Origin of the sequence: Fischerella muscicola PCC 7414 (assembly GCF_000317205.1) — a bacterium.
GTDB lineage: Bacteria > Cyanobacteriota > Cyanobacteriia > Cyanobacteriales > Nostocaceae > Fischerella > Fischerella muscicola.
In genome coordinates this window covers 1-15,144 of sequence record NZ_AJLK01000041.1, presented here as the reverse complement: position 1 = coordinate 15,144, position 15,144 = coordinate 1, and the positions used below count along the sequence as shown (strand labels likewise).

Annotated in this window: 13 protein-coding genes; all 13 read right to left on the bottom strand. The window is 43.7% G+C overall.

Features of this window, described 5'->3' with window-relative positions:
• Window positions 1–52: 52 nt before the first annotated feature.
• On the bottom strand, window positions 53–1,375 hold the full coding sequence (nifN, locus tag UYI_RS0106555; protein ID WP_016865877.1) for a nitrogenase iron-molybdenum cofactor biosynthesis protein NifN: 1,323 nt from the start codon (window positions 1,373–1,375) through the stop codon (window positions 53–55).
• Entirely contained in the window at window positions 1,375–2,835 is a 1,461-nt protein-coding gene (gene nifE, locus UYI_RS0106550; RefSeq protein ID WP_016865876.1) for a nitrogenase iron-molybdenum cofactor biosynthesis protein NifE, read from the bottom strand. Before nifE ends, nifN begins: the two co-directional genes overlap by 1 nt.
• A gap of 233 nt (window positions 2,836–3,068) precedes the next feature.
• Window positions 3,069–3,395 (bottom strand): Mo-dependent nitrogenase C-terminal domain-containing protein, encoded by a 327-nt coding sequence (locus UYI_RS0106545; RefSeq protein WP_016865875.1) that lies wholly within the window; start codon window positions 3,393–3,395, stop codon window positions 3,069–3,071.
• Between the two features lie 115 nt (window positions 3,396–3,510).
• On the bottom strand, window positions 3,511–5,049 hold the full coding sequence (nifK, locus tag UYI_RS0106540; protein ID WP_016865874.1) for a nitrogenase molybdenum-iron protein subunit beta: 1,539 nt from the start codon (window positions 5,047–5,049) through the stop codon (window positions 3,511–3,513).
• Between the two features lie 153 nt (window positions 5,050–5,202).
• On the bottom strand, window positions 5,203–6,693 hold the full coding sequence (gene nifD, locus UYI_RS0106535; RefSeq protein ID WP_016865873.1) for a nitrogenase molybdenum-iron protein alpha chain: 1,491 nt from the start codon (window positions 6,691–6,693) through the stop codon (window positions 5,203–5,205).
• A gap of 137 nt (window positions 6,694–6,830) precedes the next feature.
• Window positions 6,831–7,721 carry a nitrogenase iron protein gene (nifH, locus tag UYI_RS0106530; protein ID WP_180976454.1) on the bottom strand — a complete coding sequence of 297 codons (891 nt, stop codon included), beginning with the start codon at window positions 7,719–7,721 and terminating at the stop codon, window positions 6,831–6,833.
• 3 nt (window positions 7,722–7,724) lie between these two features.
• Window positions 7,725–7,859: a hypothetical protein gene (locus UYI_RS39555; protein ID WP_016865871.1), complete on the bottom strand. Its 135-nt coding sequence runs from the start codon at window positions 7,857–7,859 to the stop codon at window positions 7,725–7,727.
• 70 nt (window positions 7,860–7,929) lie between these two features.
• Window positions 7,930–8,823, bottom strand: coding sequence for a Fe-S cluster assembly protein NifU (gene nifU / locus UYI_RS0106520; protein WP_016865870.1), 894 nt, complete (start codon window positions 8,821–8,823; stop codon window positions 7,930–7,932).
• A gap of 38 nt (window positions 8,824–8,861) precedes the next feature.
• Complete coding sequence (gene nifS / locus UYI_RS0106515; RefSeq protein ID WP_016865869.1) at window positions 8,862–10,106, bottom strand: cysteine desulfurase NifS; 1,245 nt, start codon at window positions 10,104–10,106, stop codon at window positions 8,862–8,864.
• Between the two features lie 87 nt (window positions 10,107–10,193).
• On the bottom strand, window positions 10,194–10,535 hold the full coding sequence (locus tag UYI_RS0106510) for a 4Fe-4S binding protein (protein ID WP_016865868.1): 342 nt from the start codon (window positions 10,533–10,535) through the stop codon (window positions 10,194–10,196).
• Window positions 10,536–10,819: 284 nt separating this feature from the next.
• On the bottom strand, window positions 10,820–12,268 hold the full coding sequence (gene nifB / locus UYI_RS0106505; RefSeq protein WP_026085782.1) for a nitrogenase cofactor biosynthesis protein NifB: 1,449 nt from the start codon (window positions 12,266–12,268) through the stop codon (window positions 10,820–10,822).
• Between the two features lie 1,082 nt (window positions 12,269–13,350).
• Complete coding sequence (locus UYI_RS39965) at window positions 13,351–13,953, bottom strand: hypothetical protein (RefSeq protein WP_016865865.1); 603 nt, start codon at window positions 13,951–13,953, stop codon at window positions 13,351–13,353.
• A gap of 140 nt (window positions 13,954–14,093) precedes the next feature.
• On the bottom strand, window positions 14,094–15,144 hold a 1,051-nt coding region (locus tag UYI_RS34070), incomplete at its 5' end, for a hypothetical protein (RefSeq protein ID WP_051035549.1).

Here is a 15,144-nt window from a genome sequence, read left to right as displayed (position 1 = left end):
TTTGTTAGTGGTTAGTAGTTAGTGGTTGACTCCCCACACTCCCCCTATTTCCCTAATCCCCCTGCACATCTCTATCTCTGACTTTCGTTTCCTCTGCATGTAAAAAGAGGTTCCCGATATCAAATAAGAGTTCCATAGTGCCGCGGTAGCCTACTTTGGTAAATTGACCGTTACCTAAACGATCAAAAATGGGGATACCTTGGCGATACAGGGGAATTCCTAAACGTTTAGCGATCGCATTCGTATGGGAATTACCAATCAGCAAGTCCGAAGCAACAGCTAAGTTTTCAAAGTCTTCAAAATCACCGATGGTGACGCTATCGATGGGCAGTTTTTCCAATAGTGGCGATCGCGTTGTGGTGACAGCAGCTTGAATTTCCGCACCCATTGATTGCAGAAAATATACTGTTGACCAAAGTAAATCCGGTTCCAGCGCCAAGGACACCCTTTTCCTACCAAAGTAAAAATGAGTATCCAACATCGCATCTTGCAGTTGGCGACGTTGACGGCGATATTTCTCTGGAACTGCTGTTCCACTCAAATTTGCCAAAAACTGCATAAATCTGTCTACCGCTTCTAATCCAGTCAGTTCGGTAAACACTTCGTAAGGTGTGCCAAACTTTTGTTCTAAAATTTTGGCTGCACCCCGCATACTTTCACCCAGCGCTAGGGTATAAACAGAACTACCAACTTTATGTAGTTGTACTAAAGTTGTCCCACCCCCGGTAATCGGACTGTAGGAGTCATCCAAGTGACCATCTAAAGAAGCCGAAAGGTCAGGGACTACAATTGGTATCAATCCAAAAGTGCTGACAATTTCCTTGATTTGTTGCACATCCCCTGGTGTGAAGGCGGAACTCATCAAAATTGTCACCTGTTGTGCCTTTGGTTCCCCTGCTTGGGGAACCTCTTTGACAATACTTTCTACCGCCGCCGCAAACCCATCTTGCAGTGCGCCTTTAAAATCTGGTGAGGAGACAAGTACAATTGGTAATTCATCCAATTCCGGATGACGTTTACGGAAATCCTTGAGAATGCCGTCCATATCATCCCCTCTGGTTTCCGTTAGTCCAGTTGTACACAAACCAATAATTTCCGGCTGAGACTTCTGCACCAAAGTCAGAATTGCTTGTTCCACATTTTCCTCACCACCCAAGATAGTGCTGACTTCCGTCATCGCTGTCGTGGAAAGGGGTATCGCTTCCCGGAAATGCCGCACCAATATCACTTTCGCAAAAGCTGTACAACCCTGGGAACCGTGGAGTAAAGGCATCATCCCTTTCAAACCCAAAAAGGCTAGGGCTGCACCTAAAGTCTGACTTTGCTTGAGAGGATTAACTATAACTGGCTTGTTAGGAGTGACAACTTTCGCCATTAGTAGTCTTCCTCCTCAAAAGATACAGAGATGGGCAAGTGGGTTGAGGAGGAGAACTTTCCTGTATCTCCTTGTCCCCGTGTCTCTGAGTCATCTTCCCAAGGTGCTGGTTTGCGGACTTGTTTCCACACAGGGCTGTAGAGGGCTTCATCTAATTCCCTTGCCATTTCTACCATCCCGCTATAACCTGCGTAGGCGTGGTGGCGTTCTTGATTGATGTCGAGAAAAGGAATCCGGGCTTTCAGGGCGGTGTATTGGTTACGACCGCCAGCAATGAGCATCTCTGCGTTAGTTTCATTAATCACCCGTAGAATTTCCTGGGGATTACCTTTTTCTAGAGTAATGCCGTCTTTGCCGAGTAACTGCTTGATCCGGGCTTTATCTTCCTCAGTACTTTTCTTGGTACTGGTAGCAACAACTTCCATACCCAAGTCTTTCGCTGCGGAGATAATTGACCAGCTTTTTACGCCTCCGGTATAAAGGACAACACGTTTCCCCTTGAGGCGATCGCGATAGGGAGCAAGTTTAGCATCCAGGGTGGCTGTTTCTTCGGCAATCAGCTTTTCTGTCCGTGCTTGCAAATCCGGGTCGCCCAATTTTGCCGCAATATTCCGCAGACAGCGACTCATGTCTTCTACGCCGTAGAAAGACTCTTCGATGTAGGGGATGCCGTAACGTTCCTCCATTTTCCGCGCCATGTTGATTAAAGCTTTAGAGCAAATCATCACGTTAAGCTTGGCACGATGGGCGCTGCAAACTTCTTTGTAACGAGCATCACCTGTAATTTTAGCTAAAACACGAATGCCTAATTTCTTGAATAACGGTAATACATTCCACATTTCACCAGCGATGTTATATTCACCGATGAGGTTAATGTCGTAGGGTGTGGTGTATTCTGGTTCTTCAGTGCCAACGACATATTCTAGTAAAGCTTCTCCACCGATGCGATTGCCAAGATTTTTACTACCAACAAATCCTGGTGAATTAACGGGAATAACAGGAATACCGATTTTCTTTGTAGCGGCTTTGCAGACTGCATCCATATCCTCGCCTATGAGGGCGGTAACACAGGTGGAGTAAACAAAAACTGCCTGGGGATTGTAGCGTTTATGAATGTCGAGGATGGCTTTATAAAGCTTTTTTTCACCACCGAAGATGACATCATTCTCACTCAAATCGGTGGTGAAGCCAAATTTGTAAAGTTGAGGGCCAGAAGATAGGCTACCACGACTACCCCAGGAATTACCAGCGCAGGCGATCGGCCCGTGAACTAAATGAGCAGCATCAGTAATAGGTACAAGGGCAATCATTGCACCATCAAAGGCACAACCCCCTTGAGCAGCTCCAGGTTGAGCTTGTTGCGTGCAAGACTTATTTTTCTTTTCACCGTTTTTGTGATGATTATGTTCGCATCCTGGCTCAGAGAGCAGCTCGTTGATTTTGCCTTGGGTGATTATCATCTCTTTCCTCGCGCTGGATGAATTTTTAGTAGTAGGGGCGAAGCATTTGTACGAAAATATTTCGTTTTGAATTCAAGATACCCATACAAATGCTTCGCCCGTACATTAGTTAGTAGACAGTAGTTAGTAGTTCATCGTTGTTTTGTTGATTGTTTCCCCACTAACTACTAACCAATAACCACTAACTAATTAGTAATGGATAATGAGTATTAATAATGAGTAATTTGTAACGACTAGCAAATATATTTCGAGACATCTTCTCCACATTCATCGCTGAGGTAAGATAATGCTCGAAAACGCAATCCTACAAAATTATCATATAAAGGATTGAGTTTACAGAGCGCAGGAACGTGGAAAATACGCCCAAACAAGTGAATATCTCGCTGAAAAGGACAACAGCAAGGAATAATTTGGCAAATTAAATGAGCCAGACGATAATTTTTGATTTGGATGCTATCTACTAATCGACGTAATGGACGTAGAAGATCAAAACCGCCAGATTTTTGATCATTAGGCGGGTGATAATTAGGGTGAGCATGAGTGTGATTGATCGATTCCATAATTCTATTTTGAGGAAAAAGTAAAAAGGAAAAAGTAAAAAGTTAAAAGAATAATCTTTAGAGTTTTCACTTTTAACTTTTTACTTCATTGGCACACCGCGAGTTGATGAGATTCTTAACGAATCAAGTCAAAGGAAATATCGGTTACACCAGTAATGTTGGTGTTACGATCCATTTCATCAAGAATGGTGTTGACAACCCAGTTGAGGAGGTTAATACCACCTTGATAACCGATAGTTGAATAGCGGTGTAAGTGGTGGCGATCGAAGATTGGATAACCAATCCGTACCATTGGGATCTTGGTATCACGCCACAGGTACTTACCGTAGGAATTACCAACAAAGAAGTCTACAGGTTCGGTGAACAACAAGCTACGGAAATGCCACAGGTCTTTACCAAGCCAGATAGTCGCTTGCTTACCGAAGGGACTATCATCAAGAATAGCTTGCAATTCTTTCTTGAATACTTCGTCACCGTTGTGGCAAAGAATATGTACTGGTTCAGCACCCAATTCCAACAAGAAACTAACAACACTGATAATTAGGTCTGGTTCGCCATAGATTGCAAACTTCTTGCCATGAATCCAAGCGTAGGAATCGGTCATGGCGTCAACTAAGCGACCGCGTTCGATTTCTAATTCTTGGGGGATGGGTTTACCAGTCATTTCTGACAGTGTCATCAAAAATTCATCAGTACCCTTGACACCGAAGGGACGTAAGACCTTAGTTTTTTGATTCCACTTGGTTTCAATGTATTCACGAGTCTTGGGAGTGGTGTAAGCTTGCAGAGCAACAGTAGCTTCGGCGTTGCAAGCTTCAGCAGCATCTTCTAACTTAGTACCACCTGGGTACATTTCGTATTCACCATTATTAGGTGAATCAAAGTAATCACTGCTATCAGAAAGAATTGTGTAGTCTATGTCCATCAAACCCAGCATCCGCTTGAGTTCGCGGTTGTTACCTACGTAGGTGTCGAAGCCAGGGATGAAGTTGATTTTGCCGTTAGTTTGGTCTTTCTTCTTACCTTCACTTAGGTAAGATAGAATTCCCTTCATCATGTTGTCGTAACCAGTGATGTGGGAACCAACAAAGCTGGGGGTGTGAGCAAAGGGTACGGGAAAATCTTTGGGAATAGAACCAGCATTCTTAGCGTTGGTGATAAATGCACCCAAGTCATCACCGATAACCTCAGCCATACAAGTGGTGCAAACAGCAATCATTTTTGGTTTGTAAAGTTGGTAAGAAACTTGCAAACCTTCAATCATGTTATTCAAGCCACCAAACACGGCTGCGTCTTCTGTCATAGAAGAAGAAACAGCAGAGCAGGGTTCTTTGTAGTGACGGCTGAGGTGAGTACGGAAGTATGCAACGCAACCTTGAGAACCTTGGACAAAGGGAAGAGTTCCTTCAAAGCCGAGGGCTGCAAACATTGCACCTACGGGTTGACAACCTTTGGCTGGGTTAACTGTTAGTGCTTCGCGAGCAAAGTTCTTTTCACGGTAGTCCCAGCTTTTTGTCCATTCGGAAACGCGTTCTACTTCTGCGTCAGAGTGTGCGCCTTCAAATTGTTCGTGCTTCTTCTTGAAGAGTTCAGTGTACTCTGATTGTTTAAATAGGTCTACGTGGTCTACAATTTTGTCAGGATTCTGTGGCATTTTTGTATCTCTTTTGCTTGCTGGGTGGGTAATGGAATGGTGTTTACACGCAGACCAGGGATTGGTGATCGGGAATCGGGGAATGGGAATTGGGGAAGAATTCTAACCTAATTCCTAATCCCCACTCCCTAATCCCTAGTCCTCAGACTTTTTTTAGGCAACTTTGGCCTTAGCTTCTTTCTTGTTCCAAGGAGCATCAATTAATCCCCAAGTTGGGCTATTGAGTGCTATATCCATGTCGCGGGCGAAGACAGCGAAACCGTCGTAACCGTGATAAGGTCCGGAGTAATCCCAAGAGTGCATTTGGCGGAAAGGTAAGCCCATCTTCTGGAATACATACTTCTCTTTAATACCAGAGGCAACTAGGCTTGGTTTCTTAGCTTTAACGAATTCCTCGAATTCGTAGGCGGTAACGTCGTCGTAAATAATGGTGGCGTTGTCGATGTAGTGGGTAGTGCGCTTGTAGTCATCGTTGTGAGCAAATTCGTAGCCAGTACCGATAACTTTGATACCCAGGTCTTCAAAAGCAGGCACAACGTGACGAGGACGCAGACCGCCAACGTATAACATCACGGTGTTACCTTCGAGGCGGGGGCGGTACTTCTCGACTACCGCATTCATGATTGGGGTATACTTAGCGATAACCTTCTCTGCGTTTTCTTGGATTTTAGAGTCAAATTTAGCAGCAATCTCACGCAGAGATGCGGCAATCTTGGTAGGACCGAAGAAGTTAAACTCCATCCAAGGCATACCGTAAGCTTCTTCCAAAGCCCGGCAGATGTAGTTCATGGAACGGTAGCAGTGAATCAGAACTAATTTAGCTGCCAGACCGTTGACTAATTCGTTAACAGTACCATCACCAGACCACTGAGCCACAACACGTAAGCCCATTTCTTCTAGTAACATGCGGCTTGCCCAAGCATCACCACCGATGTTGTAGTCACCAATCAGGGCGACATCGTAGGGGCCAGGTTCAATGGTGAGTGTGTTTTCCTTCTTCGCTTTGTCAAAGCGAGGGAACATGTGGTCACGGATCGCATCGTTAGCGATGTGGTGTCCTAAAGACTGAGATACACCCCGGAAACCTTCACAACGTACAGGTACAACAGGCTTATTAATTTCTTTGGCAGCTTTCTTAGCTACAGCTTCGATGTCATCTCCAATCAAACCAATAGGACATTCAGACTGAACACTGATACCACGGTTGAGAGGGAAGAGTTCTTCAATTTCTTGAATAATTTTGGCCAGTTTCTTGTCACCACCGAAGACGATATCACGTTCTTGGAAGTCGGAGGTGAAGTGCATGGTGCCGAAGGAGTCAACACCTGTTTTACCAACATAGTAGTTACGACGACCAGACCAAGACCAGTAACCGCAACCAACAGGACCGTGGCTGATGTGAACCATGTCCTTAATTGGGCCCCAAACCACACCTTTGGAACCTGCATAGGCACAACCACGAGCGGTCATCACACCAGGAACGGATTTGATGTTAGACTTAACGCCGCAGTCGGATTTGCCTTCTTCGTGAACGTTGAGGTGTTTTTCGCGCTTTTTGCGAGATTTTTCTGGGTATGCTTGGAGAACTTCTTTAATTAGTTCTTTATGTTCTTCTATGAGGTTCTTGTTTTCTGGAGGTGTCATAGTCTGCCTCGGTTAGACTTATGGGTACGGGTAATTGCAGGTATAGAAGGGAGGAATGGGAGAAAGGGGAGATGGGGAGATGGGGAGAAATACTCCATGTCTCTGCATCTCCGTGTCTCCTTTGACTACGGCATTACTTATTTAGCAGAAGCTTCAGCTGGTTTGCCGATGATATCTGCGTGCTTGGTATCGTCGTCAAGGATACCGTATTCAATTAATAGAGCTTCCAATTCATCCATTTCCATAGGAGTTGGAATGGTGAGTTTGGTGTTGTTGATGATTTTCTTAGCTAATGCACGGTATTCCTGAGATTGGTTGCTGTCGGGTGCGTACTCGTTAACGGTCATACGACGCAACTCAGCGTGTTGAACGATGTTGTCACGAGGTACGAAGTGGATCATCTGGGTGTTGAGTCTTTCAGCCAAGTTTTCGATCAGTTCAGCTTCCCGGTCAACTTTACGGCTGTTACAAATCAAACCACCTAAGCGTACACCACCAGAGTGAGCATACTTCAGAATACCGCGAGCGATGTTGTTTGCAGCGTACATCGCCATCATTTCACCGGAGGTAACGATGTAGATTTCTTGAGCCTTACCTTCACGGATAGGCATAGCGAAACCACCACATACAACGTCACCCAATACGTCGTAGGATACGAAGTCTAAGTCTTGGTAAGCACCGTTTTCTTCCAAGAAGTTGATGGCGGTGATGATACCACGACCAGCGCAACCTACACCAGGCTCGGGACCACCAGATTCCACGCACTTCACACCACGGAAACCGGTTAACATTACTTCTTCGAGTTCTAAGTCTTCTACTGCACCTCTTTCTGCTGCTAAGTGCAGCACAGTGGTTTGAGCTTTACTGTGGAGCATCAAACGTGTAGAGTCAGCCTTGGGGTCGCATCCCACAATCATAATCCGCTGACCCATTTCTGCCATAGCGGCAAGGGTATTTTGAGAAGTTGTAGACTTACCGATACCGCCTTTACCGTAGAAAGCGATCTGTCTGATATTCTCAGTCATGATTAATTATTCTCCTGCTATTGGTTGGTTTGGTGGGTCTAGAGGATTTGTGTTTAGGTTCACTTTAGTTGGGTCAGCAGTGACCGCTTCATAGAACGTCACCAACGGTGGTGCTCGCTCTATGGCAAAAATGGTTGTCATAATTTTGGTGTTTGTTGTTTGTTGGTTGTTGTTTACTACTAACCAGTAACTACTAACTAGGAACTAATTACTAAACTGCTTCAACTACAAGATATTTGCTCACGCGATCGCGTAGTCTAGATTCAATTGCTATTTTTAATGTGGCTGTGCTGCTTGAACAGGAACCACAAGCACCTTGCAGGATCACTTTCACGCGATCGCCTTCGACGTCGAACAGTTCTACATCTCCCCCGTCGGCGATCAAAACGGGTCTGACTTCTTCATCTAATACTTTTTGAATGAGTGCAATTTTTTGCACTGGTGTCAGTGGTTTTACGGCTGACTTACCATTGGTCTGATTGAGGGAATTACTTACAGGAGTGGCAGATGCTTTTTCTTTTTGCACAGATGCAATGATGTCATCAATACTTGCTAGACATGATCCACATCCGCCGCCAGCTTTGACGTAATTTGTCACTTCTTCGGCGGTGGTGAGGTTATTTTCAATAATCACCCGTTTGATTTTGGCATCACTAATGCCAAAGCAAGTACAAACTAAAACTCCTTCGTCATCATCTTCATGAGTGTCTAGGGGTATGCCACGGTAATTATAAATAGCTGCTTCTAGCGCTTCTTGTCCCATTACCGAGCAATGCATTTTTGCTTCCGGTAAACCACCCAAGTAATTAGCAATTTCTTTATTAGTAACCTTAAGGGCTTCATCTAAAGTTTTACCCTTGATTAGTTCTACCAGAGCTTCAGATGAAGCGATCGCACTGGTACAACCAAAAGTTTGAAAACGAGCATCAATGATTTTCTCTGTATTTTCCTCAACTTTCAGGTGCAGTCTCAGGGCGTCTCCGCAAGCAATGCTACCCACATCACCAACAGCAACTTTAATTCCTGGTTCACCCTTGTCTTCTATTACTCCCTGATGTTGGGGATTGTAGAACAGTTCCAATACTTTATCTGTATAGTCCCACATAGCCGATTTTGGATTTTAGATTTTGGATTAGAGATGTTTTAATTAGCAACGAGGGATTTGTTTTTCTCCCCATCTCCCCATCTCCCCATCTCCCCATCTCTTTGTTGCAGCCAACTTGCTTCGTCATTCTTGAAGGGTGAGAGGGCGCGTAGGTGTTCAATAATACCAGGCATTACTGCTAGCACAGCATTAATTTCGGCGTCTGTGGTATAACGACAAAGGCTGAAGCGAATGGAACCGTGCAAAATTGTGTAGGGTAAACCCATTGCTCTTAAAACGTGGGAAGGTTCCAAAGAGCCAGAACTGCAAGCAGAACCGGATGAGGCACAGATGCCGTATTTATTCAGGTGCAGGAGAATTGCTTCACCTTCAATGTACTTAAAGCCAATGTTGGTGGTGTTGGGCAATCTCTGCGTAGGATGACCGTTGACTTGGCAGTCGGGAATAGTTGCAATAATAGTTTGTTCTAAGCGATCGCGCAGTTTTCTTTCTCTAGTTGTCGCTTCTTCTAAATGTAATAATTCTAATTCGGCAGCTTTACCAAGGGCTACAACTCCTGGAACGTTTTCTGTTCCCGCCCTTCTACCACGTTGCTGTCCACCGCCGATGAGCATAGGACGAAATCTCACACCACGTCGCACATATAAAGCACCAATTCCTTTGGGTGCATGAATTTTGTGACCAGACATGGTTAACATATCAATGGTGCTAGTCTTCATGTTCATCGGAATTTTACCGACTGCTTGCACCGCGTCCACATGGAAGAGAGCGCCGCTTTCTTTAACTCTAAGACCTATCTGCTCAATCGGGAAAACTACCCCAGTTTCGTTGTTAGCATACATAATGCTGACTAAGGCGGTGTTACCAGTGAGCGCAGCTTCTAGTTCATTTAGGTCTAACTGCCCTTCGTGATTTACTGATAGATAGGTAACACTGTAACCTTGATTTTCTAGCTGTTTGCACAGACTTAGTACTGCTGGGTGTTCTACCTGGGTTGTGATAATGTGTCGCTTGTCTGGTTGTGCCAACAGTGCAGCGCGAATAGCGGCGTTATCTCCCTCTGTACCACCACTCGTGAAGATAATTTCTGATGCATCAGCGCCAAGGAGAGCAGCAACTTGTTCATGTGCTTTGTTAACTGCTTTTTTTACTTGCCCGCCAAAGCTGTGCATACTAGAGGGATTACCATAATAATCCGTCAAGTAAGGTAGCATCGCCTCTACAACTTCAGGATCGACTTTGGTAGTAGCATTATTATCTAAATAAATACAATTTTTCTGCATTGCTTCCAATTTTGTTTAAAATTTGTTCTTGGTTGTTTGTGGGTCGTTGTTTGTTACAAACAACAAACAACAACCAACCATCAACGATTAAGCGACTTGGTGTTGACGTTTCTGTAACTGATCGGAAAATCTTTGAGAATAGAAGTTAAACCAAGTCTCCCAATAATCTTGTTTTTTAGTTAATTTTGCTACCAAGGGGTAATAAGTGTTAAACCATTTTTCCCAGTAATCGCTAGGGACTTTTACGCAACCGTTGCTTGTCGGACAACCAGCTTTACACTGAGGTACGGTGTGAATACTGCCAACGCAGTTTGTGCAAAGTTCAGGATCAATCCAGGGGCGATCGCCATCCATTTTGATTGCACCAGTCGGACATACAGATTGACAAAGATTGCAGGAAATGCACTCGCTGGTAATTTGGTAAGCCATGACTATCCTCCATTGAAGGGAGTAGATTGAGGATTTGGTTCTGGGTAATGAGTGCTGGGTAATGAATTTGTTGGTTGTTGGTTGTTCGTTGTTGGTTGGAACAATTACCAAACAACTAACAACGGATTTGTTCTGTGTTGATGGTTGGTGGTTGGTTGGAACAATTACCAAACAACTAACAACGGATTTGTTCTGTGTTGATGGTTGGTGGTTGGTTGGAACAATTACCAAACAACTAACAACAATCAACGATCAACCAATACCAAACACCAAACAACTAACAACTAAACTGTTTCCTGGACGTATTGCTGGTAATATTCCAAAGCAGCCTTGTCAATCATGTCGTAGGTTTCAACGGTTTGGATGCCGGCGGCGTGTAATTTTTCTTTGGGACAATCACCGATTTTGGCAACAAATACCGCTTTGCAATCTGCGATCGCTTCGATGATATTTTCCAGAGTGGCTGTTTCGCCATAACCACCTTGGCAATAGTGGTCTATTTTACGATGACCGATAAAGCGTACTTCGCTACCATCGACTTCATACACCTGGAATTCCTTGGCATGACCGAAGTGTTGGTTAACTAAGCCACCACCTTTGGTTGCAACTGCAACTAAGATTTTCGGCGCGTTTTGTAGAGATGCGCCATGGCGCGTCTCTACAACCTGTTGTTTGGCAGCTTTGAGTTCTTCTCTAAATTTCTCAATCCCTGCGTGAACTTCTTGGCGTTGAGCAAGGTCATATTCTGGAGCCATGTCCATGAATTTATCTTTGGTAAATTCTTGGCTGCGGTCTTCTCCCAATAATCCTACTGCATCGGCACGGCACTGGCGACAGTGGCGCATCATCTTCATGTTACCAGCACAGCTGTCTTGCACTGTCTTCAATTCTTTGGGAGTGGGGCCACGCTGTCCGGTTAAGCCAAAATGAGTGCCGTGTTCTGGTGCAGAAATCAACGGCATAATGTTGTGCAGGAATGCACCGTGAGAACGAATGACTTTATTGACTTCTACCAAGTGTTCGTCATTAATCCCCGGAATCATTACCGAGTTGACTTTGCAGAGAATATTGGCTTCTTTGAGCGCTTGCAATCCTTCCATTTGTTTTTCGTGGAGGATTCTTACGCCTTCAATACCTCTGTAACGCTTGCGTTTGTAGTGAACCCAAGGATAAATCTTAGCACCGATTTCTGGATCCACCATATTAATGGTGATAGTAACGTGATCTATGTTTAATTGTTTAATGCGATCGATATATTCGGGAAGCATTAAACCGTTAGTTGATAAACAAAGTTTAATATCGGGTGCTTTGTCTGCTACCAACTCAAAGGTGCGAAAAGTCCTTTCTGGATTTGCCAGGGGATCGCCAGGACCTGCAATTCCTAAAACAGTCAGTTGGGGAATTTTGCCAGCAATCACTAAAACTTTGTGTGCTGCTTCTTCTGGCGTTAACAATTCGCTCACTACGCCGGGACGACTTTCGTTAGCGCAGTCGTATTTGCGATTGCAGTAGTTGCATTGAATATTACAAGCAGGAGCAACTGCAACGTGCAATCTAGCATAGTGATGGTGAGCTTCTTCGCTATAACAGGGATGCTTGGCAATGCGCTGTTGAAGTTTTTCATCCATGTCCCCGGTGGCGCTGCTGCTGCATCCGCCGCAACCACTGGATTTTGCTTCGATTGTAGTTTCCGTAATTGGGGAGGTGACGAGTCCTGTAGACAGTGGAGTCATTGAATTTCGCAAGATGTCGATGGACTTGGCAGCCACTGTGGGAGATGGAACACTAGCCAGTTATCAGTTATCAGTTACCAGTTATCACAAAACTGATAACTGTTTACTGTTTACTGTTCACTGATTTGTAAGGAATGGAAGTCGCGTCTGTTTATAGCGCTGCCCACCGGGGTTCGGGGTAGGCTATTAACCCTTGTTTTCTCGGCTGGTGTGTCATGCACAAGATGCGGGTGGAATTTGCGCTGACAGCCGCGACTTCTGTTCACAGGGGCATGGTGCTATCTCATCCCTCCACTCACTCATCGCTCCTTGATTGGTGCGTCAAGTGATTGGCGATATATGTTTTATATCAGCCGTGAGATCGGGAGGCTGGTTATGCAACTTGGATAAGATTTATTAGATTTATTAAGTTTGTACTCAAATTTTTCAACCCTGATTATGAGGGCATTGTGAAGAATTAAAAAATTTTTTGGGTAGGGGTACTAGTATTTTGAGGTGGAAGTACAAGTATTTATGGAGAAGGGGACAAGTGTTTTTGTACTCACCTCAAACCCTGGTATGGTAAGGCTTTACAGACAAATTAAGTTTTTTTGAGCTTATTTTTAAGTTGTACTCATAGGCTATTTATAATCAGCCCAAAGTACTAATATTGATGCGGTTTGGGGTTTAGAAATCTGGAGTAGATTACGGACAACTACTCCAGAAAGATGCGAAATTCAATTCTGTATCCAACATATCACTTTTTTTTTGATAATAAATGCGATTTAAATTTTTTTAATTATTGGGAGGAAATCAAGGCTTGAGTATTGCAAAAGCCTGACTGTGAGAGACTTAGAGAAAATCTCAAGACTGAAAAATGAGAATAAATCGCAAAAACTCGTAACTAAAGTTACTGCTGAACTTTAATCGTCACTAAATGTTGCTTTCTCAGTTGCTCAAAATTGCTATTTGGTTTGATGGTTAGTTGTTGCTGGTTGGTAGCTAATACCAACTTAATACCAACTTATTCTACATTACTTTAAAAGCGATCGCATGACATTTATCTTAAAAATGGGTGTAAGGGTGTAGGAAGATTGAGGCAATTACCAATCTTTCGCTTGACGGTTGTAAGGACGTTCAAGGCGGGTTCTGACTTTTTGGGCGATAATTGCCAAAACTACAGCGATAACAGAAGTAGATACAGCCGCTAGTTGTATGGAAGAACCGTCTGTAATGATCGCGAAAGCTGTGAGTGCGATCACTATTCCCACAAAAATTTGTTTGAGGCGATCGCTAAGGCGATAGGCTTGATTACAAGAACTACAGATATGTATGTGTTGCGACAATCGGTCTAATGTTGGCAGTTGTTGATGGCGATCGCTATTATTCCCATGAATATTTTTCGATGTAGAATAGCCCTGATAATACGGCAAAGATAAACCAAAATTTATCCAGCCACTTGCGATATCTTGCGCTGCGCCGATAGTTTGAATTAAACGCAAACGTTTTTCTAAATGTTGTAAACGTTCTGGGGCTGTATCGCTGTCATCAAGGGCAGCTAAGATATCTTCTAGTTTGGCAGATGTGGAACGAAAAGTTGTTTTTAAACATTGCCAAGCAATAACTTTAGCATCTCTTTGGACTGTGCGATTATTTGGTTCAGTTTCTGAGCGATCGCGGTTAAGTTCGTTAAGGTATGCCAGCATTAAATCAGGATATTTTCTGGTAAATCAATTGCTGTTCCTTCTTTTGTGGCTATTATTTGCACCATCCGCTAGTTTTCGGTGCGTTAGGACGTTCTGTCCATAACGCACCCTACTGGACTTATCGATAATGGTGCAAGATTTTATTGAAACCAACTGCCGATAGTACTCGCGACACTGTTAACGGCATTACCTGCTGCTTCCGCTGCGCTATTGACGGCATTACCTGCTGCTTCTGTAAAGCTAGGTTTTTTGTTCACAGTAAAAACAATATCTTGATTATTTTGCTTGTAGCCTATATTTCCATACGGATCTAAGACTAAAGTGCTATTTTCATGCCCGGATGGCATTTCTGGAAACAGTGCCCAAGCAACTTCTCTTGACTGAGTATAGACAACGAAATTACCATCAGCTTGCATCCGTGCTTCCCCAGCAGATTTACCACTGGTGTTCGTAGACCAGAGAGTTTCTGGAGAGTCACCTGTGTTTTTATACAATACCAAATTGCCATCTGTTTGATAGATGAGAGCGTATTTCCCATCTGGTCCATCAATCTCCAAATAATCATTAGGCTTTAAGTGTTCCTCTGAACCTAAACCAATACCACACGGGTGTCCAAAAAGGTGCCAACCTGCGTAACGATCCTCCTGCCAGAGTTTGCCATATTTGCTACGGACTACCCCATCGTTGTTAACAATCCAAGAATGATCGCTATTAGTGTTGAAGATTGTGAGCTTTTGAAAGTCAGCATCAACAATAATTAATGATATTTCGCAAACCGAACTAATTACAGAAGAAAATGTACTGGGATCTAAGATTTTCAAAGTATTACCTGCATGTTTGGTAAAATCATCCCAACTCATATTTTCCAAATCTTTTTTCAATTCTTCTGGTTCCAGTAATCCTCTTTGTATCATTCCAAAACCTGAAAGAAATTGAGAATATTTTCCTATTCCTTTAATCGCAGTACCAAGAGATTTCTCATTAACTTGTTGACAATCGTTTGGAGAAATTTTCATACCGTTTTCAGTAAAAAGCTTTTTCACTGCCTCGATATTTTGAGCGATATTTTCTTGAATCGCAGCATCAACGACTTCTTTGAGCTTACTGGTAATACTATAGATTGAGATTAAAATACTAACGACTTTGTATACATCGTAGGCAGTCTTAAGTGTAGCTGGTAATGCTGGGGGG